This is a genomic window from Sphingomonas phoenicis (assembly GCF_047238005.1).
Lineage (GTDB): Bacteria > Pseudomonadota > Alphaproteobacteria > Sphingomonadales > Sphingomonadaceae > Sphingomonas.
This window is the reverse complement of sequence record NZ_JBDFMC010000002.1, coordinates 2,385,056-2,406,990: the sequence shown is the minus strand read 5'-3', so window position 1 is coordinate 2,406,990 and position 21,935 is coordinate 2,385,056. Positions and strand designations below refer to the sequence as shown.

General features: G+C 66.1%; 22 protein-coding genes and 1 pseudogene. 13 read left to right on the top strand and 10 right to left on the bottom strand.

Annotated features, from left to right (window positions below; genetic code table 11):
• Positions 1-12 precede the first annotated feature (12 nt).
• From ABC319_RS12715 to ABC319_RS12705, 3 genes are all read left to right on the top strand, one after another.
• Positions 13-840, top strand: coding sequence for an IclR family transcriptional regulator (locus tag ABC319_RS12715; protein WP_413070579.1), 828 nt, complete (start codon positions 13-15; stop codon positions 838-840).
• A 142-nt stretch (positions 841-982) separates the two neighbouring features.
• Complete coding sequence (locus tag ABC319_RS12710; RefSeq protein WP_413070578.1) at positions 983-2,176, top strand: FUSC family protein; 1,194 nt, start codon at positions 983-985, stop codon at positions 2,174-2,176.
• Between the two features lie 282 nt (positions 2,177-2,458).
• Positions 2,459-3,820: an MFS transporter gene (locus ABC319_RS12705; protein WP_413070577.1), complete on the top strand. Its 1,362-nt coding sequence runs from the start codon at positions 2,459-2,461 to the stop codon at positions 3,818-3,820.
• A 585-nt stretch (positions 3,821-4,405) separates the two neighbouring features.
• Here the strand turns inward: ABC319_RS12705 and ABC319_RS12700 are convergent.
• From ABC319_RS12700 to ABC319_RS12670, 7 genes are all read right to left on the bottom strand, one after another.
• Positions 4,406-5,308 (bottom strand): HEPN domain-containing protein, encoded by a 903-nt coding sequence (locus tag ABC319_RS12700; protein ID WP_413070576.1) that lies wholly within the window; start codon positions 5,306-5,308, stop codon positions 4,406-4,408.
• A 173-nt stretch (positions 5,309-5,481) separates the two neighbouring features.
• Positions 5,482-6,006, bottom strand: coding sequence for a hypothetical protein (locus ABC319_RS12695; protein WP_413070575.1), 525 nt, complete (start codon positions 6,004-6,006; stop codon positions 5,482-5,484).
• A gap of 168 nt (positions 6,007-6,174) precedes the next feature.
• Positions 6,175-6,510: a hypothetical protein gene (locus tag ABC319_RS12690; protein ID WP_413070574.1), complete on the bottom strand. Its 336-nt coding sequence runs from the start codon at positions 6,508-6,510 to the stop codon at positions 6,175-6,177.
• Entirely contained in the window at positions 6,507-6,818 is a 312-nt protein-coding gene (locus tag ABC319_RS12685; protein WP_413070573.1) for a hypothetical protein, read from the bottom strand. Before ABC319_RS12685 ends, ABC319_RS12690 begins: the two co-directional genes overlap by 4 nt.
• Before the next feature lie 76 nt (positions 6,819-6,894).
• A complete protein-coding gene (locus ABC319_RS12680; protein ID WP_413070572.1) occupies positions 6,895-7,521 on the bottom strand; it encodes a hypothetical protein in 627 nt (208 codons plus the stop codon).
• 1 nt (position 7,522) lies between these two features.
• A complete protein-coding gene (locus ABC319_RS12675) occupies positions 7,523-8,026 on the bottom strand; it encodes a hypothetical protein (protein WP_413070571.1) in 504 nt (167 codons plus the stop codon).
• 184 nt (positions 8,027-8,210) lie between these two features.
• Positions 8,211-11,681, bottom strand: coding sequence for a MobA/MobL family protein (locus ABC319_RS12670; protein ID WP_413070570.1), 3,471 nt, complete (start codon positions 11,679-11,681; stop codon positions 8,211-8,213).
• Positions 11,682-12,153: 472 nt separating this feature from the next.
• Here ABC319_RS12670 and ABC319_RS12665 point away from each other — a divergent pair, with 472 nt between their 5' ends.
• The gene (locus ABC319_RS12665; RefSeq protein WP_413070569.1) at positions 12,154-13,068 is read left to right on the top strand and encodes a hypothetical protein; all 915 of its coding nucleotides are present in this window, start codon (positions 12,154-12,156) and stop codon (positions 13,066-13,068) included.
• 155 nt (positions 13,069-13,223) lie between these two features.
• Here the strand turns inward: ABC319_RS12665 and ABC319_RS12660 are convergent, their stop codons facing one another.
• Positions 13,224-14,159 (bottom strand): hypothetical protein, encoded by a 936-nt coding sequence (locus tag ABC319_RS12660; protein WP_413070568.1) that lies wholly within the window; start codon positions 14,157-14,159, stop codon positions 13,224-13,226.
• 554 nt (positions 14,160-14,713) lie between these two features.
• Between ABC319_RS12660 and ABC319_RS12655 the strand changes: the two genes are divergently transcribed.
• From ABC319_RS12655 to ABC319_RS12640, 4 genes are all read left to right on the top strand, one after another.
• The gene (locus ABC319_RS12655) at positions 14,714-14,899 is read left to right on the top strand and encodes a hypothetical protein (protein ID WP_413070567.1); all 186 of its coding nucleotides are present in this window, start codon (positions 14,714-14,716) and stop codon (positions 14,897-14,899) included.
• A 632-nt stretch (positions 14,900-15,531) separates the two neighbouring features.
• Positions 15,532-15,729 carry a hypothetical protein gene (locus ABC319_RS12650; RefSeq protein WP_413070566.1) on the top strand — a complete coding sequence of 66 codons (198 nt, stop codon included), beginning with the start codon at positions 15,532-15,534 and terminating at the stop codon, positions 15,727-15,729.
• Positions 15,730-15,774: 45 nt separating this feature from the next.
• Positions 15,775-15,975, top strand: a complete 201-nt coding sequence (gene rpsU / locus ABC319_RS12645; protein ID WP_413070565.1) for a 30S ribosomal protein S21 — start codon at positions 15,775-15,777, stop codon at positions 15,973-15,975.
• Between the two features lie 14 nt (positions 15,976-15,989).
• Positions 15,990-16,193, top strand: a complete 204-nt coding sequence (locus ABC319_RS12640; RefSeq protein ID WP_413070564.1) for a DUF5818 domain-containing protein — start codon at positions 15,990-15,992, stop codon at positions 16,191-16,193.
• Positions 16,194-16,210: 17 nt separating this feature from the next.
• Here ABC319_RS12640 and ABC319_RS12635 read toward each other — a convergent pair whose 3' ends face one another.
• Both ABC319_RS12635 and ABC319_RS12630 read right to left on the bottom strand, forming a co-directional pair.
• Positions 16,211-17,011, bottom strand: a complete 801-nt coding sequence (locus tag ABC319_RS12635; RefSeq protein WP_413070563.1) for a SirB1 family protein — start codon at positions 17,009-17,011, stop codon at positions 16,211-16,213.
• Between the two features lie 228 nt (positions 17,012-17,239).
• Positions 17,240-18,070 (bottom strand): aldo/keto reductase, encoded by an 831-nt coding sequence (locus tag ABC319_RS12630; protein WP_413070562.1) that lies wholly within the window; start codon positions 18,068-18,070, stop codon positions 17,240-17,242.
• 90 nt (positions 18,071-18,160) lie between these two features.
• Between ABC319_RS12630 and ABC319_RS12625 the strand changes: the two genes are divergently transcribed.
• The 5 genes and pseudogenes from ABC319_RS12625 (at position 18,161) to ABC319_RS12605 (ending at position 21,441) form a co-directional block, all read left to right on the top strand.
• Positions 18,161-18,469, top strand: a complete 309-nt coding sequence (locus ABC319_RS12625) for a hypothetical protein (RefSeq protein ID WP_413070561.1) — start codon at positions 18,161-18,163, stop codon at positions 18,467-18,469.
• Positions 18,470-18,977 (top strand): annotated as a pseudogene (locus ABC319_RS12620) (nucleoside deaminase). It begins immediately after the preceding gene.
• Complete coding sequence (locus ABC319_RS12615; RefSeq protein ID WP_413070560.1) at positions 18,974-19,174, top strand: helix-hairpin-helix domain-containing protein; 201 nt, start codon at positions 18,974-18,976, stop codon at positions 19,172-19,174. The pseudogene ABC319_RS12620 and the gene ABC319_RS12615 overlap by 4 nt, the downstream one beginning before the upstream one ends.
• A gap of 161 nt (positions 19,175-19,335) precedes the next feature.
• Positions 19,336-20,241 (top strand): tyrosine-type recombinase/integrase, encoded by a 906-nt coding sequence (locus ABC319_RS12610; protein ID WP_413070519.1) that lies wholly within the window; start codon positions 19,336-19,338, stop codon positions 20,239-20,241.
• 6 nt (positions 20,242-20,247) lie between these two features.
• Positions 20,248-21,441 carry an IS91 family transposase gene (locus tag ABC319_RS12605; protein WP_413070518.1) on the top strand — a complete coding sequence of 398 codons (1,194 nt, stop codon included), beginning with the start codon at positions 20,248-20,250 and terminating at the stop codon, positions 21,439-21,441.
• Positions 21,442-21,935 lie beyond the last annotated feature (494 nt).

The window sequence follows — 21,935 nt, the reverse complement described above, 5'->3', positions numbered from 1 at the left end:
TATGGAGAATATATGCTGCTCGCACACGAACAAAGAGCCGAGATCGCTGCCGGCAAGCCGGTGGGCGCGGTCATGTCCGCGATCCAGATCCTGCGGCATCTGGGAGAGCAGTCCGGGCCGGTGACCAACATCCAGATTGCGCGCAGCCTGAACCTCAACATCAGCACGAGCTTCAACATCCTGCGTACGCTTGCCAGCGAGAGCCTCGTGACATTCGATCCGGCGGCGAAGGCGTATACGCTCGGCTACGCGCTCCTCGAACTGGCCAACAGCGCTCTCGACCAGATCGGTCACGTGCGCTTGATCCATCCGGAACTCGAGCGCCTGACGCAGCGCTGGGAGGTTACCACCGCCTTGTGGCTCCGGGTGAGCCAGTCACAGGTGTTCCTGGTTGACAGAGTGCAGCCAAACTCAATGGTGCGGGTCGAGATGCAAGTCGGTCAGCGCATGTCCGCTCTGGCGGGAGCATTGGGTCGGTGCCTCGCTGGATACGGCGGATTCGGCAAGGACGAGATGGCGGAACTCTACTCGTCCACGCGAAGCGACGATCCACTGCCCTTTGACGAGTTCATGGCCGAGGCAGTCGAAGCAAAGCGCCGCGGCTATGGCGTCGACAGGGACCGCCTCTGGCGTGGGCTTACATCGCTGTCGAGCTGCATCGTGGAACCCTCGGGGCGACCCATGTTCGCCTTCTCCGTCGTGACGCTGACCGCGCGATGCTCTGAGGAGCAGGAGGCGGCGATCGGCGTCGACTTGCAGGAGACTACCACGCGGATCAGCCGCCTTCTGCTTCGTCCACATATTGAAGGCGAGGAACGCGGCAGAGAGGGAGCGCCATGAGGTCCGACGCAGATTCTGACAGAGGACCGGCATCATTTCCCCAAGCGCATGGGCGGCTTGTCTGCTATCCGCACGCGACCACATCCGCTGGGTTGAATCTGTGCCAAGCGGGTTTCGGCGCACCAGCGAAACTGCGTTCCGAGTGAATAGCCGCATTCTTGACGAAGCGGAGTGCGTCGCCTCGGTCCTCCTCTCGATCACCGTCGCCCATCTGGTCGGCGCGAACAACGTGGCATGGGCAGCGTTCGCCGGCCTACTGGTCATGCGCGGTCACGCCGCTGACACGCTGCAACGCGGCCTGTTGCGGATGGTGGGCACGGTTGCGGGTGGCGCGACGGCCTTTCTTCTGGTGCCGGTGTTGACCGGCGGCGCGGCGCTCGGTGCGACGGGCTTGCTCGTGGTCGGAACACTGACCATCTACACGGCGCTGACGGTGCGCCACGCGTATGCATGGCTGATCTCCGGCCTGACCTTCCTGATGGTCATGCTCGACAAGATCGAACATCCGCAAGCCGAGCTTGCCGACTTCGTCCAGACGAGGCTTCTGGAGAACGTGACCGGTACGGGCGTGTGCATGTTGGTCAGCGTTGCCTCGACGCTGACGCTACGCCGCTGGTGGCCAGCGATCCGAACGCCGGCTCCGACGCCGCTCGGCTGGCATCGCGACGCCTTCAGGCACGCCCTTCAGGGCGGCATAGCCCTCGCACTTCTGGTCCTACTCGCCTACCGGCTGCCGGTGCCTGCGCTCGCGCAGGGTGCCATCGCAATCGTCGCGGTCATGTTGGTACCCGCGTCCGAACTGCGTAAGTCGACTCTCTCCCCTGTGACCATCCGGCTATTCTATCGTCTCATCGGCTGCGCCGCCGGAGGAGCTTTCGCGGGTCTCTTCGTCTTCGTCGCCAGTGGCTCAGCGGCGATCCTGATGGTGGGAACGGCGCTCGGCGTGATCGTCGGTCGTCACTGGGAGACGGGAGATCACGCGCATCGCTATGCAGGGACGCAGTTCACCTTCGCCGTGCTGATCACGCTAGTTCCGGACAGCTTCATGGAAGCCAGCATCGTGCCGGGTTGGCAGCGGCTGGTCGCGGTTTTCACTGGCATGGCGCTGATCGAGCCTGTGCTGATTACATTTCATGCGATCAACCGACTGGCTCGCCGAACGAGCGTTGGGGGTAGGCGGCAGGAGTCGCCTGACCCAGGATCCTGCAGCCTCCGTCGGGTCGACGCGCCACACCTCCTTGGCCGACAGGTCGCTGCTCATCAGGAAGAGTGCAGAAAGCCTCACGAACGACCACCCACATCGTCGGGAACACAGAACGTTTCGCCAGCAGCATGATCGAGCTGGGAAAGGCTTCTGCGGTCGATCACTCCTTCTCGAACGCCTCATGGTGTCGTGCCTGCCGCCAGAGATCTCGACCGAAGTACGAGCAGTAACGTGACAGAAAGAGGATGACAGCATGGCGAACATGAGCATCGACAATGATCTGCTGATCCGGCGGGGACCGGCCGCAGTTGCCAACCCGGATGCCAGCCATGGCAGCATCACGGACCGAACCCCTCCTTCTCCGTCGCTCTTGCGTCGGATCGACGCAGCCACGGTATGTCGGTCATGAGTGGCATGGCACCCGCTGCGGAGGGGCTCCGAACCGCCTCGGGCGAGGCGATCTCGAATTCGCTCGATGCCGACTTCACGTGGCGAAGTCGATCGCTCCCACCGATCCTGCTGGGAACCCTGCTGCTGTTCGATTCCTGGGACATCGGACTGGTATCGTACGTCGCGCCGGTTCTCGCCAAGGAGTGGCACCTGGGTTCGTTCTTTCTGGGGACGGTGCTCTCGGCGGGCTATGCAGGCCAGTTCGTTGGCGCCCTGCTTTGCGGCGCACTTGCGGAGCGGTGGGGAAGGATCCCCGTGCTCTACGTTGCCATAATCACGATGTCGGTGCTCAGTCTTATATGCTCATCTTTGCATAACGCCGAGGCGATGATCGCTCTTCGCTTTCTTCAGGGCATAGCGATCGGCGGCGCGCTCCCGGTTGCCGTGTCGTACATCAACGAAATCGCTCCATCCGAGCAGCGCGGGCGCTACTTCTCACTTTTCCAGTCGATCACGATGTCGGGCTACGTGTGGGCGGCGTTGTTCAGTGTTCTGATCATTCCCCATCTGGGATGGCGCTGGATGTTCATCATCGGCGGGCTTCCCCTGCTGGGTCTCCCGCTCGTGTGGGCAAGACTGCCCGAGTCGCCTCGCTGGCTCGCGCGCAAAGGGCGCTTCCAGGACGTGGACCGCGCATTGATGAAGCTCGGTGCCCGTACGTTGCCGCCTTCGTCTGCAACTTCGGAGATCGAAGAGGGTCGGTCCTTCGCAGGACCGCGGATCTCAGCGCTCTTCACGGCCGAGGTTAGGGGAAGAACCTTGACGGTGATGAGCCTGTGGTTCCTCGTGTCGTTCGTGAGCTTCGGCCTCGTAACGTGGGTGCCGACGCTGCTCACCACCGTCTTCGGGATGCGCCTTCAGGACGCACTCGCCGTGGGCGCCGCTAACAGCGTCCTGTTCCTGATTGCAGCACCGATGGCGGCGCTGGTGATCGACCGCTACGGGCGGCGTCCACCTGCGATCGTCGCAGCCCTCCTGTCGGTTGGCGCGCTCGTCACGCTCGCCTTCCTAGATGCCCAGTACCTGCCGCTGGTCATTGCCATGCTGATTCTCGGCAAGCTTTCGTCGGCGGTCGGATCGGTGATCTTGTGGCCCTACTCGGCCGAAGCCTTTCCCACCCGTGTTCGGGCTCTCGGTCTAGGTGTTGCGAGCAGCCTTGGCCGGGCTGCATCGATGATGACGCCGATCGTGGTCGGCGCGATCCTGTCCTTCCAGCGCTCGCCGGTCGCGGTTTTCCTTGTGCTTGCAGCCTGCGGGACGGCCGCAACGCTGCTGTGGTGGCTCGCCGCGGAGGAGACTGCAGGAGAACCGCTAAGAGAAGAGTAGTGGATAGCGCGTCACGAAGAGGGCTTGCCATGACTTCCTGGCATCTTGTCTCCGGTCGCCGCACGGAGAAGTTATAATCAATGTGACGTCTCAAACGTACGCCGCACGGCATCAAGGTTCGAGAAAAAGGAAAACACACGGCTTATCGGCTGCATCAAAGGTGGTATTAACATCAAGCTGCAAGTCGTCAGCGATACCAACGAGTTGAGTTTCAAGCTTTTATAATCGTCGGGCAGGTCATCACTTATATCTACGCGACAGCCCCGCTCGACGACTTATTCAAGGCGCAGTCGCTCGTTTATGATCGCGACTATGTTATCCCTATTAAGAGATTCTTCGGCCGCAAGAGCATTAAAAGCATCCTTAATTGCAGATCGCTTAACGAGTCAGTTAAATGCGATAAGTCCTGCTCCCGACGTCACAATCGCACCGAAATCATGATTAGCTGCCTAAAGGCTTGGCGGTGTGTCGCAATGCGCTACAATCAACCTCTATGCACAATAGCTAACGATGCTAAGTCCATCATCGAATGACGTTGTTTCATAACAGCGGATATGTGATGATCTCGTTTATCATAACTGCCGCTTACCGCAATTCGAGCCACCTCCTGCATACCTCATCTACAATCAACTGCAGGAGCCTAATACGTTCCGTCAGCCACCTGATCTCCTCATCGCTGATCCGGTAATGCGGTGAGTAGCGTGCGTCGACATAGGCACGACGCAAGAGCTCGAACGAGCGCTGCGCAAACCGCGTGTCACGCGGCCAAGCCTCGATCAGCGCAGGCGCAAGCCGCTCGGCCTGCGAACGCAGGAAGTTCAGCTTGTGGCTCTTGGGGCTGTACAGTGTCAGGACCAGCAGCGTGCAATGGTATAGCCGCTCGGTTGCCTGGTGGAGTAAGAAGGCTGCTTCCCTCGGCATTGAAGCCGCATGGGCCTGCTGGGCCAAGGTCAGGAAATTAGCTGCGCTGGGCGCCCAAGTTTCCCAGAACTCGCGCGCTTCCTCGCGTGCGGCCGCAGGCGAGAGTGGCGTCGCCGGGTCAAGCGGATGGTCGGGCGCCTCGTAGAGCGCGATCCCGTCGCGAGCGATGTCGGTGAAGAAAGGCCGGCCACGCCGGAGCTGCCGATTGATGTCGGCCAAGCTGTGGACGATCAGGTTCACCGGCGTGCGGATACGCCCTGCTACCGCCTGCTCCCGCAGCAGATGATCCTCCGCCGCCGTCCAGTACTCGGACAGGTCGGCGAGCTCGTCATGGTTGACCACGACGAGGATGTCATAGTCGGAGAAGTAGCCGCCGACCGCGTCCACCACCCAGTCGCCCCGCGCGTACGAGCCGAACAACACGACTTTGAGGATCCGGCCTGCCTTCCGGTGCGGGGCATTGCGCCCGGCAAGCGCATCCTCGAACTCGGCGAACAGGATCCGCACGATCTCAGCCAGTTCATGGCGCTTGGCCAAGGGCAGATGATCGAGGTCGGTGCGCAGCATCTGTGCGATGCTAGCCGATCCGCCCGGTCGATGCGACCGTCGCCGTGGATCCAGCATCCCGACGTGGTCTGCCAGAACAGGGCACGGTCATGCACCCTCCCCTTGCGGCAAGACGAGCTCCCGCCCGGCTCCGGCAAGGTCGGTGCCGGACGGGAGCTCGCCTGCTGGCGTCCCTACCAGCCCGAACGGGCGCGAGCACAGGCACGCACCACCTGTGCCGCCGCGCGCTCCAGACCTTCGCTGCGTTCGTCGAACGTGTCCCAGGGCGCGACCAGCAGCACGTCGAGGCCGTGTCCGGCCAACGTCACGAACAGGTCGCGCCGTTCGGGCACGAGATGCAGCGTGCCATCGGCGCCCCGCCAGAGGCTGAGGTCGGGCACGAGGATGGCGCCACCGAAGGAGGCGCGCAGCGCCACGTCGATCCGCACCGGATCGAGCGTCTCCGGGTGCAGGCCCGAGCGCACCAGCACCACGTCGCGGCGATGTGCCTCGGCGTAGCGGGTGAGAGCGGCATCGAAGACGCGGCCGGTGATCGGGGTCGTGGCGAACACGAGGTTGTGCTCGAGGCAGTCGACGGCGTGGGCGGGCAGGCCGTTGTTGCCGCCAAGCGGCAGCGGATCGGGGGCGTCGAGGCCGCCGAGCAGCAGATCGAGGAGCGCCAGCGACGAGGGCAGCGGTTCAGAGAGCATCTGGGACATGGAATTTTCCTGCGGTCGTTTTCCCCGGACCGGCCGGTCCGGATCAGCCCCTTCGTTTTTCATCTCACTCGAGGGCTTCGCGTCCGCCTCGCCTTCCCCATCCATCCCTGCCCCGAGCTCCCGGCCCTGCCGGCTTGCTCGCCCTTCTCTTGCCGCGGTCGGCGAGCGTCAGGGTCGCCAGCCGGGCACGTGAGCCAGCAGCCGCAGCTGATCGACGCGGCTCAGCGCGCCGCAGGCGAGCAGCGGCGCCAGATCGGCCGCTGTCAGGTACGACAGCGACGGCTCAACGCCGGGCGGCGTGTCACACGTCTTAAGGGCGGCGATAATCGCACCCGCGCTCCAGCCGGCCATCTCGGCGGTGATCACGTGGACGCCTGCGAACAGCGTGATCCGCGACGTCGTCACGTCGAACACGGCTCCCTGCAGACCGTCGGAGGTGAGGCGCAGCCCGCGGATTGTCGTCCAGCCGGGCGGCAGTGCCAGCAAGCGGTGACGCCGGCTCATCGCCCAGCCCTCCTGCCAGCGCGCGCGGCACCGCGGCGCAGGTCTTCGTGGCAGCGGTCGCGACCATCGCGAAAGACGATGGCGGCGATTGCGGCATAACCCACCCGGTCGAGGGCGCGAGCGGTGTCGGCGACGGTCGGCTCGTGGGTGAGAGGTGCCGCCGCCGGGCAGCTCTGAGCGATGGCGGTCAGCATGCCTGCGCCGGCCGCGCCGAGGGGGCGGCGTTGCCAGTACTGGCCGATGAGGACAGCGCTCAGCATCAGGGTCGCCGCCAGGCGCAGCACGAGTGGCGGTTTGGAACGGATCATCTTTCTTCAGCAGGCTTGTTGCCAGCCGGCGTCCATCCCCTCCCCGCCGGTCGGCCGAAGCCGACCGGTTCGCCCTTCAACCGGTATCGAGGTCACGCCATCCCTCGTTGAACCGTGACCAGTCCTCCGCCCAGCGCCGGTGGGCATGCTCCTCGATGAGCGGGTGAACCGGCCCCCAGGTGCCGCCGGCAACGTGCGTGCGGGCGAGTACCAGGAGGTGCCCGTGCGGCGCCTCGTGGCTCAGCTGGTCGCCCGGCGCGTGCAGGACAGCGAGGCTGGTCAATCGCAGGCTGCGGGCGACATGGGTCATCGCAAAGGCGACGAGCGCGTCGAACTGGCCGTTGAGCGGCCGGTCACGGTCGAACGTCACCGTCAGCACCGCCGCCAGCACCCGCTGGTGCTCGACCACTGCTGCGTCATAGTCGGAGAACACTCCCGCCATCGTGGCCGGATCAGCGACCCCGCCGGCGAGCACCAGCCGGTGATCGCGCGCGGTCGCCGGCCAGCCGCAGCGCGTGCGTGGACTGGACGAGGTCGGTTCGACGGGGTTCAGCTTGGCATAGGCGAGCGTCGCCACGCTGTTGGCCCGGTCGTTCCGGCGCGGTCGCAGCAGCGCGAAGCCCGCGGCCGTCACGCCGTCGCTGCGTACGTCGAAAACCATGTTGGCCGCGTCGCCCGGACCGACCCAGATCCCGGACGCCATGTCAGGCGCTCCCGAGCACGTCGGCGAGCAGGCAGTTGCCCAGCAGCAGCCCGGCGGCTCTATCCGCCTCGCTGGACCAGGGCGCGACCTCGCACCCGCGCAGACCGGCACGCAGCAGCGCAAACGCGGTGTCCTCCCGCTCGTCGGCGATGAAGTGCGCCGGCGCATCACCACCGATCCACAGCCGCAGCGGCGCCGACCAGAAGGTCGTCGGTTGGGAGAGCCCGACCTGGAAGCGGATATCCTGTGGTCGGCGACCGCCCGCGCGCACCATCAGCGCATCGTGGCCGAGCTGGTGCATGGCGGCGCGAACCGCGTCGGCGTCGGTGTTGCTCTCGCCTACCGAGGGGACCAGCAGGAGCCGGGCATCGTCGGCGAGGAGGTAATTGCCCAGCGGCAGGGTCGGTCCGTCCGGCTGGCGGTCGAACCGCAGTCGAGCGAGGCGGGCCACCATCAGCGCGGCCGCAATCGCGGCCGCTTCCCGGGTCTGTCGTGAAGTCGTCATGATGTACTCTGGGGTCGGGCAGGACGCGGGCTGTCGCGTCACCTGCCGGGATCTTTTCACCTTTCGGCTCAGCCGAACGGCGCTCCCCTCCCCTCCACCATGGTCGTCTGCGACCATGGCCTGTTCACCTCCTCACTCGCGACAGCGGTGGCTACCCGCAGTCGATCGACCTCGAAGCATTGGATCAGCGCTCGTGGGAACCACGTCGATGCATACCGAGATCGGCGGCAGCCGACGCACCGCCTTCCGGACGCTCCAGCATGATCCAGCCATGTGCAGGATCATGCCTGGTTTCGTCGGGCGAGGAATAAGCGACCGCACGCAGCAGGTTCCAGCCACCGGACAGATCGCGCAGCGAGCGGACGCTGTCGCAGACCGCTTCCGAGCTGAAGCCAAGCTGCAGGCGCTCGCCGTCGCAGATGACCGTGGCCAGTCCGGCTTCGAGGTAGCGGAGCGGCATGCCGGCCGCCTCTTCCAGGCGCAGGCGATCTGTAGGCGGCAGGGTCAGGTACTCCTCGCTCCGCCTGAACGCCTGCAGCAGACTGGAACTGCCGGGCGCAGCCTGTGCCTGGGTGGCTGCTGGTCCCTTCGACGCCGGCTCTGCACGTGATGCCGCGACCCACTCGCCGCCGGCGTGCGACGTCGTTGCTGGTTTTATGCTGACTGGCGTCACTCGCCGGGCAGCAGCGGCGCGGCGGGCGACGTCCGTAGATGACCTTGTCCGAGCATTTTTCCCGGTTGCGGGTGCGGACCGACGATTATCGCGCGCAGGTTTCTCTTCCTCCCGTGCAGCCACGGCCTCGTTCGAGACTTCTGCCGTCTTGCCACCGTTGGACTCTCTGCCAGCGGACGAAGCCACATCAGGGGCGCCAACACGTAGCGGCTTGCTTTCGATAGGTCTCTCGACCTTGCCTGCCGCTGATGGAGCCGGCGTTGCTCCATCATCCTTGCTCGTGGCGTCTGCCCCCCTGAACTCTGGCCTGTCGTTGATCATCGGGCGTTCGCTCGACAAGAATGCGGAGACCATACCGGCCTCGTCATCGGGCAGCTCCAAGCTTGGGCGACCGACAGCCTCGTCTTGAGGATCGGCTATTGGCATCAGATCACTCACAGGCGGGGTCACATACACTGGATCGGCATACTCCGGCTGGGCATGCTCGAACTCGGCAGACGCCTCCACGGCAGCCGGCTGCGATGGCGGTGGACCTAGATCAGCATCGGTGTGGCGCGACGGCGCGATCGAGCCGAGCGATCCGTCGTCCTCACCATCCAGGCGCGGGTAGAAGCCCGCAGCGCCGAGCACGGCATCGGCATCATCGTCGAGATCGGTCCAGTTGGCCAGCGGAGGGCCGCCGGCCGTCGCCGAGCCAGCAGCGATAAGACCAATGACAGCCTCGACCGCGCTGGCGGGAGTGGGTGGTTCGGCCGCAGGGGAGCCAATCGCCTGCGTCTCGCCTGGCTGCCCAGCTCGATCCTCCTCACCCCACCCTGCCCGGCTGGCGAACGCCACCTCGGCGTCGTAGCGTCCGCGCACGAACAATGGGTGGGAGCTGTATCGTTCGGCCAGCGTCCGCACCGCATCGGCTGCTCTACCTTCCTCGCCAAGGCGGGCGTCGAGCCCCTCCAGACCATGTCGTTCAACGAAGCGAAGAAGCCGGCCGACACCGTAAGCCTGAGTGTCGGCTGCTCTGGAGAGGGCACGCTGGGCGCGGGATGCAAAGCGTGGGTCGGCGATGAGGGCGAGGTCCAGATCGCCGAGGCCCCGGATGCGAATGATCCCGTCATCACGCCAGAGCTGGACATGCAGCGCGGTGCCACCGGCGGTCCGTTGCTGCTCGTAGATGTAGCCGACGAGCTGGTCGAAGTGCTGCTCCGGCGAGGGTCGCGCTGCCTGCTGCCGCGCCAGGACCGAGCCGGTATGCCACGCCTGCTGCAGCGCGATCTGCCCGCGCAGGCTCGAGGCCTCTGCCTCCCATCGCTCGATCTCCTTCTCGTAATGCTGCACGCTCATTTGGTACGGCGCGACGGCGCGCTCGATCTCGCGCAGGTGCGCCAGCGCGAGCTGATGCCGGGCGGCGATCCGGTCCCGCTCGCGAACATCGGCTGCCCTGGCTCGCCCGGCATCGATATGCTCGAGCAGCCGCGCGCAATTGTCGGCCAGCCGCTCTGCCGCCGAGCGTGCCATCGCCTGCTGGAGCATCAATTCATCGAGCGCATCGCGGCCCTCCTCGATGCGCCGAAACGTGCTGGCGAGTGCCTCGATCAGCGCCGCCGACCGCCGGTCGCCCCCGCTCGCCTGAGTCGTGCGGAAGCGGCCGAGGAGTTCGAGGTGATGGTCCCGCCGCTCACGGGCGCGGTTCGCCTGGTCGAGCTTGCGGGCGGACCAGTAGGTCTGCGCATTGTCGCGGTCCATGGCCACGTCGATGCCAGCCTTCACCAGAGCGGATGCCGCTTTGCCGAGCGGCACGGTCGGCGCTGCCGCCAGGCCCATCTCCTCGTACCTCCGTGGATCATACCGGCGCCGGGAACGCGCTTGCTCGAGATGGACGTTGCAGATCTGGGCGACGCGTGTCCGCAGAGCAGTGGCATCCGCGCTGGCGCAAGCCCGGTGATGGGTGTTCTCGCGTCTCTCCCGTGTCCAGCCGGCCAGCTCCCCCGGCCTGAGCTTGCGTCCCGAGGCAAGGTCGAACCGCCCATGGGCATCACGCTCGCAGACCGCCGGATAGAAGATGATATGAGGGTGGTGATTGGCGTGGTGGTTGTACCCGTCGGGTGCGTGAAGCGCCGCGGTGAAGGGGATGCCCAAAGCGTCGAGTTCGGCGCAGAAGGCTGTGACGATGTCCCGGTGAGCGGCCGCATCCAGTTCGGCTGGGAGCGCCGCGACGAACTGCTTTTGCACCTGTCCCAACCGGGGGGCGACGAAGTGCACGCCGCGCGTCGCCGGGTCGCTGCCGAAGCGCGTACCGATCTGCCGTGCCCAGCCGAGATCCGCGTCACCGAGTTCGAGCTCGAGGAAGCGGGCACCCTTGCGGACAAAGCGTCGACCATCTGTCGATTGCCCGCCGGACCGCAGCGATGCCGCCACGCTCCTGACCGTCGAAGGAGCATGCGGATCGGCGAGCAGCGCGTTCCAGTCCTTCTCGCTCATCGTGGTCAGGTTGAGCCGCAGGCGTGGTGCACCGGCCCTGCGGTCGAGTGCCCATGCCCTCTCCCAGAACGCGATACGTTCGGCACCGTCGTCGGCGATGTTGGAGTGGATGAAGACTACCCGCGAGTTCGGGTCGCCGACCGCATCCTCGCCGGTGCCGCTGTCGGCGACATAGCGCTCGGCGCCGGCAGCCCGCGACAACTCGCGCGCCCAGTTGTCGGTGAGGTAGCGCTCCTGCCCGACCGCCGGATTGCCCGCGCTGTCGCTGCGCGATCCGCTTGCGCTGCCGCTCTTGCCGATGGTCGAGAGCCGGGTGTGGAAGCCGGTCCGCCCATCGGCCGTCATCGGCCGCGCACCGGGCGCTGGGCGTTGCAGGTTGATCGTGCCGAGCCAGCGCGACTTCCGGCTCGACACCCCCTCTCCTCCCCGCTGGCGACCGGGTCGGATCGTGCCGACCAGCGCCTCACGCTCCTGCCAGTCGATACGCCGGCGCAGCGCTTCGGTCATGCAGGTCACATCGGCAGGCACGGGCATGGCAGGCATCCAGGATCGGGGCGGCCATCAGCATGGCGCATGATCCTGGCGCGGTCGTGGGTACCTAAAGATCTCGCGGAAACCCCTCGCGCTGCCCCAGCCTTCCGGAAGGCTACGCCGGAGGACCCCCCGCCTGTGCACCAGGTGGGCCCAGCCTGTTCCCGTTCTTCTTCGGCGAGCCTGGTCCGGGCGGCCAGGCTCCGCGCAAAGGACGGCTCTCGCCGTTGTTTGCAGCTTTGCACAAAAACCTGTCCCCTCTCCTGTTTCCTCCTCCTCGCGTACATGTGCACGCGAGCACGCATGTGCCCGAGGGGCACGTCATGCGTGGAGGCGGGCACATCCGCGCCTGCGCGAGCGCTGAAGATCTAGCTACCCTGTAGGGCACCCGTCGGCCCCCTTAACTCCTGTCCGGTGACATGATGTGCCGATGCAGGGAGCCCGAACGATGACCGACAGGATCGACCCCGCCACCAGCAGCGTGATGGCGCATCTCGCCGCCGAACTGGGGATGACGGCCCGGCGCGAGCCATGGGACATGGACCGCATCGCAGCGCTGGTCGATGCGCCCGCGCGGCGTGATCTCGTGACCGATCTGCTCTGCGGGATCATGCCGGCGACCCTCGACGGCGAGCAGTGGGTCGCCTGGGTTCAGGGTGGCCAGCCGCCACTTCCGGTCAGGCTGCAGGACCCCGACAAGGGTGACCGCCCGTCCGCGCGCGGCGCGATGCAGGCGGCCTCGGCCCGACACCAGGCGGTAGCGGCCAAGGTCGCCCGGCTGGAAGCGCAGCTGACCCAAGCCAGGCAGGAGCTCGCGCTTGCCGAGGCCGACCTTCAGCGTGCCGGTGATCAGGTCCGCACCGTCGTCGCGTACCGGCTCATGGTCGAGATCGGACGCCAGGCATCCGGAATCGCGCTGGGTCCGCTCTACGCGGTCGCCCGCGCGATCTCACCCTATCTGCAGCACGACATCGCGTTCGAGAACGGCCTCGACGATGAGGGTCGCGCGCGGCTGGGCGAGCGCCGCGCGAGCCGCGAGGAGGACAGCCGCGAGATGCTCGACCGGCTCGACCGCTATGCGGGCGAACCCGGGCTCGAGTTGAAGCTTCACCGTGCCATGCTGAAGGTGATCAGGGCCTTTCACGACGAGCGAGAGGTGGAGAACGCCGCCGCCCGCAAGGCTGGTCGCCGGCTTCCCGGGACGAGGAAGCAGCAGGCCGTGCGCCGCTCCATCGAGGCGCAGCAGCGCAGTGTCCACCCCGCCGCGCCGTGCGCCGACGTCGTCGACGTCTTCAACGCCTTTCCAGGCTTCGAGGCAGGGTCGGCCGACGAACCTGAAGCCTCCGATCCGGCGCGTCGGTGAGTGATCGTTCCTGTGCCCGCTCCTACGACGGGAGCGTCTCACGATTGCTTAGGGCTACGCCTCTCGATCACGCGGTTAGCTATGGCAACGCGGGGATGCAGCGGCAGTCCGAGAACCCCGACGACGCCGCCTGTACCTTGCCTGCCCCGCAGCCTTCAGCCGGCCCGGGGAAGGCGCGGCTTGTAGCGCAGGAGCGCCTCAGGCGGCGTCAGCACCCAAAGCGGCCGATCGCGGTCGACCTCCCCTGGTAGAGCGATGCCCGCGCGTTCCAGCGCACGATCCGGGACGGGGCCGAGCGTCCGCATCGGCACGCCGAGCGTCAGATCGACATGCGTGACCGGATCGTTCTCGAGCGACAGCGGATGCGGGGCCAGGATGTGCAATTTCGCGATGGGGTAACGGGCCAGAGCGCGGGCAAGTTCGCCGTCCGCCTCGCAGACCGAGCCGAGCGTCTGGCCGACGAGTTCCCCAGGGTCCGCCGCCGGCAACAGCGACAGGGGAAGCTGCAGCGTAGCGCCTTGCAGGTACTCGTAATAGAACAGCTCGCCCTCATGCCAGCTCATGTACATGCCGGTACCGTGGCGTTGCACGACACAATCGTCGGGAAGAGCGTTGCGTGGATCGCTGGCGCGCCGGCCTGCCTCGCATGTGCTGAACGACGGACGATCGATCCAGCCGTCCTCGTCGATGTTCACGCCCGAGTTCCAGATGCGGGCAGGCGAGACGTGGTGCTCGCAAACCCGCTTTGCGAGAACGTCACTGGCGGTCACCGCCCACTGCGGCAGCTCTTCGCCCGGCAGCCAGCGGTCGAGACGCAGCATCCGCTCCTGCGCCACGCCGGCGGCAACGGACGAGAAGACGATGTCCAGCTCGTCCCGGCATGACCCGAGCTCGTCATCGATGATCTGGACGGAGCCTCGGTCGGTCCACACCTGCAGCCCGCTGGGTCCTTCGCCGATCGAAGCGTCGCGCTGATCGAGACCGTACCCCGCGAGGATCGACAGGAGCTCGCAGCCGAGCGTCGTCCGGGTCCATTCATCCCGCAGCCGCCCGCCGCCTTCGAACCGGCGCGGACCCAGATCATGGACCATGTACGCGGCCGGACCATCCATAACCTTCATATCCACTTTTCATCTCCCTGATTGTACCGCAACCACCTCCGATCTCATCAATCTCTACGGCGTCGATCAGCGACGGCGGACGTCCAACGTGACATGGCACGCTGCTTCTGAAAGGCTTTACCCACAGCGGTGAGGTGCAGCAGCGCCGGTGCAGGAACCTGCGCTAGACCTGTTGCCCTTCTACAATCTGTAGCCCAGGTTCATCGCTGTAAGAGGCAGGCGGGCGAAAAGCGCGTCGACCGCTGCCCTGCACTGTTTGCGAGCGGCATCAGTGTCTCGTCTGCGGCCATCACGTTGCCTTCCGTACCCGCTCCTGCGTAAGCCTCGTCGCAGGTCGTTGCGCTATCGGGAACATCGCCCCCCAGACCACGACCCGGCTCAGCTGCGCGTTGCAGCACCATGAAGACTGTAGCTCTGCCCGACGGCACGACGGTTGCCGCGCTCGGCCAAGGAACCTGGATGGCAGAGGACCCCGCCGCCTGAAGGAACGAGATCACTGCGCTGCGCGTCGGGATCGATTCGGCATGACCCTGATCGACACGGCGGGGATGTATGCGGACGGGAAGTTCGAGCGGCTCATCGGCGACGCGATCAGCGGACGGCGTGTAGATGGCAGCAGCGGCAACGACGCTAACTGTGACGCTTCGTGGGACGGTTCCGCCGTTCTGGGCATAGCCGATGGGAGCGTACTGCCCGGTCTCGCTGGGTAACGTCGCCCGGGCACTATCACCTAGTCGGCGCGCCACTCGGTAGGAGTCAGGCGTACAAAGGTAGGCCGCGGTCCGGACGTGAACCACAGCTGTCCCCGCCGTAGCAGGCGCAGCTCGCGAAGGCGGCCCTTTCCGCCGCCGATGCGTGTGCGCACCATTACATGCTCGGGTGCTGTTGAGATCGGCTGCCAGTTCTGCATTGTCGTGCGTGCCTTGAGGTGAGGATTAACTGCGTCCCGGTCGACAAGCGGTTAGAGCCGCCGGGACGCAGAGTCGCCCTGTAAGGACACGGCAATACATACGGCTTCTGCCGCCTCGCGGATGCATTGTGTCACACCGCTTATCGGTGATCCTGTTCGATTGCGGGACACATCCCACAGTCGCAGGATCGCTCACGCACCAGCCTTGTCGTCGGGTTGATCGAGTCCTGGCCGTTAGAGGCAGGCTATCGACTCCCCGACCCCGGTCGTCCGTTCATCTCAATAAAATGCTGGCATCGCGTGCCTGCGAGTTGAGGCTCGGTGAGACACCCCTTGCACCGACGCTACTTGCTGGCGAGTGCGGGGCGAGACCCTGCTTGACGGCCAGGATTGCATCTGCCGCTGTCGCGTATCGGATGCTATTAAGGCGTCATGCTCAAGACACGAAGAAGGCGCTTCGACCAGCGGATCGACGCGGCGATACAGCGCCTGGCCACAATCGAAGCCTCTATCACGTCGCTGGCGAACGAGGACCTGCTCGATATCGCCGACATCTTCAAAGCCGAGCCACACACACCGTTAGCGGAGACAGCGTTCGCGGAAATGGCTCGCCGAGGCATCAGTCTTTAACAACCCATCGTTCTCAGCATCTCCATCATTGGAAGATCACACGCCATGCAGATTATCGTTCGCGACAACAACGTCGACCAGGCTCTCCGTGCGCTCAAGAAGAAGCTGCAGCGCGAGGGCGTCTATCGTGAGATGAAGCTCCGCCGCCACTATGAGAAGCCGTCGGAGCGCCGTGCCCGCGAGCACGCCGCTGCGGTCAGCCGCGCCCGCAAAGCCGATCGCAAGCGCGCCGAGCGCGACAAGTAATCAACGAGGCAGGAATGACTGCGATTGGCACGCGGATCGATGAAACCGGAACGCTGATCCGCGACAGCGGAGCCTTCTACCTTCGCCGCGACCTTGGCGGCCGCTACGAGCTGGAGCTCCAGCGCACGCCGATTGATCTGGTGGAGAAGCGTGTGCGGCTTGTCGGCACGCTGGTGGCATCTGCCATCGTCGCTGCCGACGGGGTAGCGCCTGCCTGATCCCCGCACCCGTCGCCTTACGCCGCGGGCAGCGCGTCGAGCGTTTCTGTCACGCGCCGACGCAGCCTCGGGTCGCGCGTGATCTCCAGCATCGCACCCAGACTGGCCCGCGCCGCAGCGAACTCATGGTCGACGAGTTCGAGTCGGGCCCGTTCCCACCACGCGTGAGGGTAGGCCGGCGCCATCGTCGTCATGCGGACGTAAAGCTCAAGTGCGCGGCGCCCCCTCCCGGCCAGCTCGGCGCGCGATGCCTGGTTCTGGAGGAGCCGGATGAGCACAGCACGGTTCGGCATCGCCGCGAGGTGTGTCTCGGCTTTCCCAAGCCCGGTGACCGCTTCGACCAGCGCCGCCAGCCGCTCGGCTCCGACGCGAACACCGCCCATGAACGGGTCGACGATCACCGGTGTCGCCTCGGCGCCGATCAGGACGAGGACGTGGCCGGGTACGTCGAGCACGTCGGCGCTCCAGCCGAGCCGCCGCGCGATTGCCACCCAGATGATCGAAAGGCTGACCGGCAGACCACGACGGCGATCGAGGACGCTGAGGAGATCGGCGTTGGCGGGATCGTCATAGGTGTCGGCGTCACCCGCGAAGCCGAATTCGCCGGCAAGGACCCCGCCGAGGGCGCCAGCACGCTCCGCCGGCGTCCCGGCATCGCCACCGACCACCTTCAAACGCGTCTCGATCATGTCGAGCAGATCTTGGTAGGCTGCGAGGTCGGTACCGGGATGGTCTAGTGCCGCCAGCGATAGAGCGGCTTCGTCCAACGCGATATCCTCCTCGTCGATCAGCCCGAGGTGGTTGAGTTCTTCATGCATGCCTTATCAGATGGGGAGCGGAGGCGATCATGGAAATGGGCGGCTGGTCAGCCGTGGCTTGCGTCAGCGTCAGCGGCCACCCTCGACTTAGCCCTCCCGGTGCTCCGGTTGGACAGACAGGCACCATGTCTGCTGCCGCTCTGCTAAGGCTGATTGGATTTACTTCCGGTCGTTCAGCCTCGTCGCTCCTTCATCCGGCACCAGACGTTCGTACAGCAGCCGGCGGATCTACAGCATAGCAAGCGGCACGCGACCGCTCGGCAGTGGAAACATGGCGTTGAGCCGGGCCGTAATTTCTGGCGACAGCGCGAGGTCGGCGGCGGCGCGGTTTTCCCGTACATGCTCGACAGTACCGGCTTTGGGGATCGCGATCGCGCCATCGCGCGCCAGCAGCCAGGCGAGCGCCACCTGTGTCGGCCTGACGCCAAGCTCGCTCGCCAGAGAGCACAGCCCTTCATCCGCGACGAGCCGGCCCTGTTCGACCGGGCTATACGCCATCACCGGCATCCCCCGCGCCGCCAACCAGGGTAGCAGGTCGTGCTCGGGGCCGCGGCGTGTCAGGTTGTAGAGGATCTGGTCGGTTGCGCATGCCTTGCCGCCCGCCGCTACGAGTTCTTCCATGTCGCCGGTATCGAGATTGCTGACGCCCCAGCGCAGGATCTTGCCGGCGTCCACCAGCCGCTCCATCGCCTCCACCGTCTCGCCGAGTGGCACCCTGCTGCGCCAATGGAGGAGATACAGGTCGAGCCGATCGGTACCGAGCCGTTCCAGACTCGCCTCGCACGCATGCGGCAGTCCACTGCGGGAGGCGTTCTGGGGATAGGCCTTGCTGACCAGAAAGACATCGTCGCGACGGCCAGCCACTGCCTCGCCGACCAGCCGCTCGGACTCGCCATCCGCATACATCTCTGCGGTGTCGATCAGCGTCATGCCGAGGTCGATCCCGGCACGCAGGGCCGCGATCTCGTCGCCCCGACGCTGCGGGTCTTCAGCCATCATCCAGGTACCCTGACCCAGCGCGGGCACATCGGTGCCATCAGGCAAGCGAACGGTTTTCATCGACGGCTAACGCGCGATGTGCGGATCCGGTGCCTCGCCAATCGTTATGCCCCCGACGCCGGCCCCTGTCGGCGGCACGGGAGAACGATCATGGGCACGACTCTGACCGCCACCTTCGAGACGCGGCGCGAGGCCGAGATGACGGTTGAGCGTCCGGTGCAGGAGCACGGTGTCGAGCGAACGGACATGTTTGTCGCCGCAGACGGCAGCGAAAACAGCGCAGGCGAGGAACTGGCGGGCTCCGACGCGGAGGCAGGTGAGCCCAGTCCCGAGCCGCGCAGCGACGCACCGCTGAACGGAGCCGTTAGCGTATCGGTCGACATCGAGGACGACGCGAAGGCCGCCAAGGTCCGCGAAGCCTTCGCCGAGTTCCATGCCGACGATGTGAGCGAGGCCTAAATGGAGAGCAACGCCTTTGCATCGACGGACGAGCACTGGATGCGCCGCGCGATCGAGGTCGCGCGATCCAGGGGCTCCGATCCGTCGACTTCCCCGCTAGGCTGCGTGATCGTGCTCAACGGGCGCGAGATCGTGGCTGAGCGCAAACCAGACCCAGGAATTACCGGACGCCACCGCACATGCGGAGATGATGGCGATCCGCCGGACGTGTGAGGGCACCAGCGAGATGGAACTGCGCGGCGCGACGCTCTACTCGACGCTCCAGCCGTGCGGCATGTGCACCATGGCCTCGATCTGGTCCAAGGTAGGGCGCGTGGTTTACGGCGCGGGGCGCGACGACGTGCATCCAATGTGTTTTGAGGCACGGCACGTCGACACGCTGTCGTTCATCGCTGACGCCTACCGCGACGACATAACGATCGAGGGCGGTTGCCTGCGTGGGGAATGCGCGACGCTCTACTACCCGCCGGACGCCGACTTGCCGCACGACGAGCAGGCGAACCTGTGAGCGCGGCCGACAGCATCGACGTCAACGTCGCCACCGCGGACGAAATCGACGCACTCCCCGCGCTGAAGGGGCACGGCTTTGAGATCGTCTGCTACCGCAAAGAGCGTGGCCGCTTCGACGAACTGCGGCAGCTGGAGGAGGTGCCCGGCCTTGCGGGCAAGGTTGCAGGATTGGACGGGATGGTGCGCTTCGGCTGACATGAGGCCCGCCCGGTAACCGCCACTAGTTGTTACGACCCAAAGCACGAAGCCGCTGCGCGGCAGTGGTGTTAGCGGTGAGGTAGCGCGCATCCGCTGAGGTTTGGTCCCGCGGCAGCGGAGGCGGACGATGGAGTTCCTTCAACGAGAGGAACTCTGTCATGGCAACTCTACCGACCCAACGTCCCGTTACCCCGCTGCGCCAGCGGATGCTTGACGACATGGCGATGCGCTCGATGGGTGCGCGAACCCGGCACGACTATGTCCGCCACGTCCGTGCCTTCGCAGCGTTCCTGGGCCGTTCGCCCGATACGGCGACCGCCGAGGACGTCCGGCGCTTCCAGGTCCGCCAGCGCGAGCACGGCATCAGCGAGTCCGTCATCGGCACCACGGTGTCGGCGCTGCGCTTCCTGTTCACGGTGACGCTCGACCGGCCGGACCTGTCACGCAAGCTGGTGCTGGCGCCTCGCCCCAGGAAGCTGCCCGACGTGCTCAGCGTCGACGAGGTGGCCAAGCTGCTCGAGGCGGCACCGGGCATCAAGTACCGGGCGGCGCTGGGCGTGGCGTATGGCGCCGGTCTGCGGGTGTCGGAGGTCGCACACCTCAAGGCCGACGACATCGACAGCAAGCGCATGCTCATCCGCATCGAGGAGGGCAAGGGACGCAAGGACCGCAACGCGATGCTGTCGCCGCAGCTGCTCGAGCTGCTGCGGCTGTGGTGGCGTGAGGGCAAGCGGCGCAGCGTCCTGCTGCCCCATGGCTGGCTGTTCCCCGGTCGCAGCTACACCGACCCCGTCTCGACCCGGCAGCTCCACCGTGCCGTCCACGAGGCCGCCGACGCTGCCGGCATCCGCAAGCGCGTCAGCCCGCACACGCTGCGTCACAGCTTCGCGACGCACCTGCTCGAACAGGACGTCGACATCCGCGTGATCCAGGTGCTGCTCGGGCACAGCAAGCTGGAGACCACCGCGCTCTACACCAAGGTGGCGACACGCACGATCCGCGCGGTCACCGGTCCGCTCGACCGGTTGATGGCGCTGATGGAGGGCAAGACGCCTGCCGGTTGAGCGGGCGTGCGCACCTCCATCGAGGTCGCCGACATCTTCCGCGCCGCAGGCCCTGCATACCGGACCGCCCATGCCGGACACCTGAGCCTGCACCAGTTGAAGGTCATGTCGGCAATCGAGCATTGCCGCACCGCCATCATGGGCGGGCACGTCGAGGCCTGCACCGACTGCGGGCACTGGCGGGTCGCCTATAACAGCTGTCGCAACCGGCACTGCCCGCGGTGCCAGGGCGCTGCGGCACGCGCCTGGCTCGCCGAGCGCGAGGCCGACCTGCTCCCGGTGGGCTACTTCCACGTCGTGTTCACGCTGCCCGCCGAGGTTGCCGACATCGCCTTCCAGAACAAGGCCGCGGCGTACGGCCTGCTGTTCCAGGCGGCGTCCGAGACGATGACCACCATCGCCGCCGACCCGAAGCATCTTGGTGCCCGCATCGGCATCACCGCGGTCCTGCACACCTGGGGCTCGGCGATGACCCACCATCCGCACATCCACATGATCGTGCCGGGCGGCGGACTGTCGTCAGACGGGCAACGCTGGATGTCGTCACGCCCCGCGTTCCTGCTGCCGGTGCGCGTGCTCGGCAAGCTGTTCCGTCGGCTGTTCCTGACCCGGCTGATGGCACTCCATGATGCCGGGCGGCTCGGCTTCTTCGGCAGCATGGCGCACCTTGCCGACCGCCGTGCCTTCCTGCGCCACCTGGCGCGGGTCCGGAAGAAGCGCTGGGTGGTCTACGCCAAGCCGCCGTTCGCAGGCCCCGAGACGGTGCTGGCCTACCTGTCACGTTACACCCACCGCGTCGCCATCTCGAACAGCCGCCTCCTCCGGTTCGACGAGGCGGGGGTGACGTTCCGCTACAAGGATTATCGCCGGGGCGGCGCCGACCGGCAGCAGGTCATGACCCTCACCGCCGGCGAGTTCATCCGTCGCTTCCTGCTCCACGTCCTGCCCAAGGGCTTCCACCGCATCCGTCACTACGGCCTGCTTGCCGGCGCCACCCGCAAGGCCCGTCTCGACCATGTCCGCCAGCTGCTCGGGGTGGCGCCGCCCGCCACCACCGACGCGCAGATCGAGGCGGATAACAGCCGTCCGCCATGCCCATGCTGCGGCGGCCACATGCTCGTCATCGAAACCTTCGAACGCTGGCGACAACCCCGCGCACCGCCGCATGGCACCAGCGCGACCGGGACCACGACGCCATGACCCGGCATGGCCCGTTCCAGTCCCGCCACGCGGTTACCGCGCTTCCGGCGTTCAAGCCGCTCGCGCCGGCAACACCGTCAACTACATCGACGCTCGCCCAGATCGCCGGTCTTGCCCGACATCCATCGCCAAGGTTCTTTCCAAGTGCCGCGTCGCAGCCCGCTACGATACCCTGCTCGTCGTCGCACCGACCGGCCAACCACCCGAAAACCGCTTTCCCCATAGGTCAACGCCCGTGGCCCGCGGCTTCATGCTTTGGAGGATATCGTACGCCTGCCGGCGCCCGATTTCCTTCACAATCCCGGCCATTCAGAGCGCTCTGCCACTCTCCCGACTTCCGCCATTCGTTCACGTCGATGCTTGAGATCCCTTTCCAGCTTGCAAACACGTGTGGCGGCCGATGACGGCAACCGGATGGCGGATACTCAAATCGCGGCATGACCCTAGGCCATCCGCGCACGATGCCTTCGAAGGTTTGTTGCTCGACTGTTTTC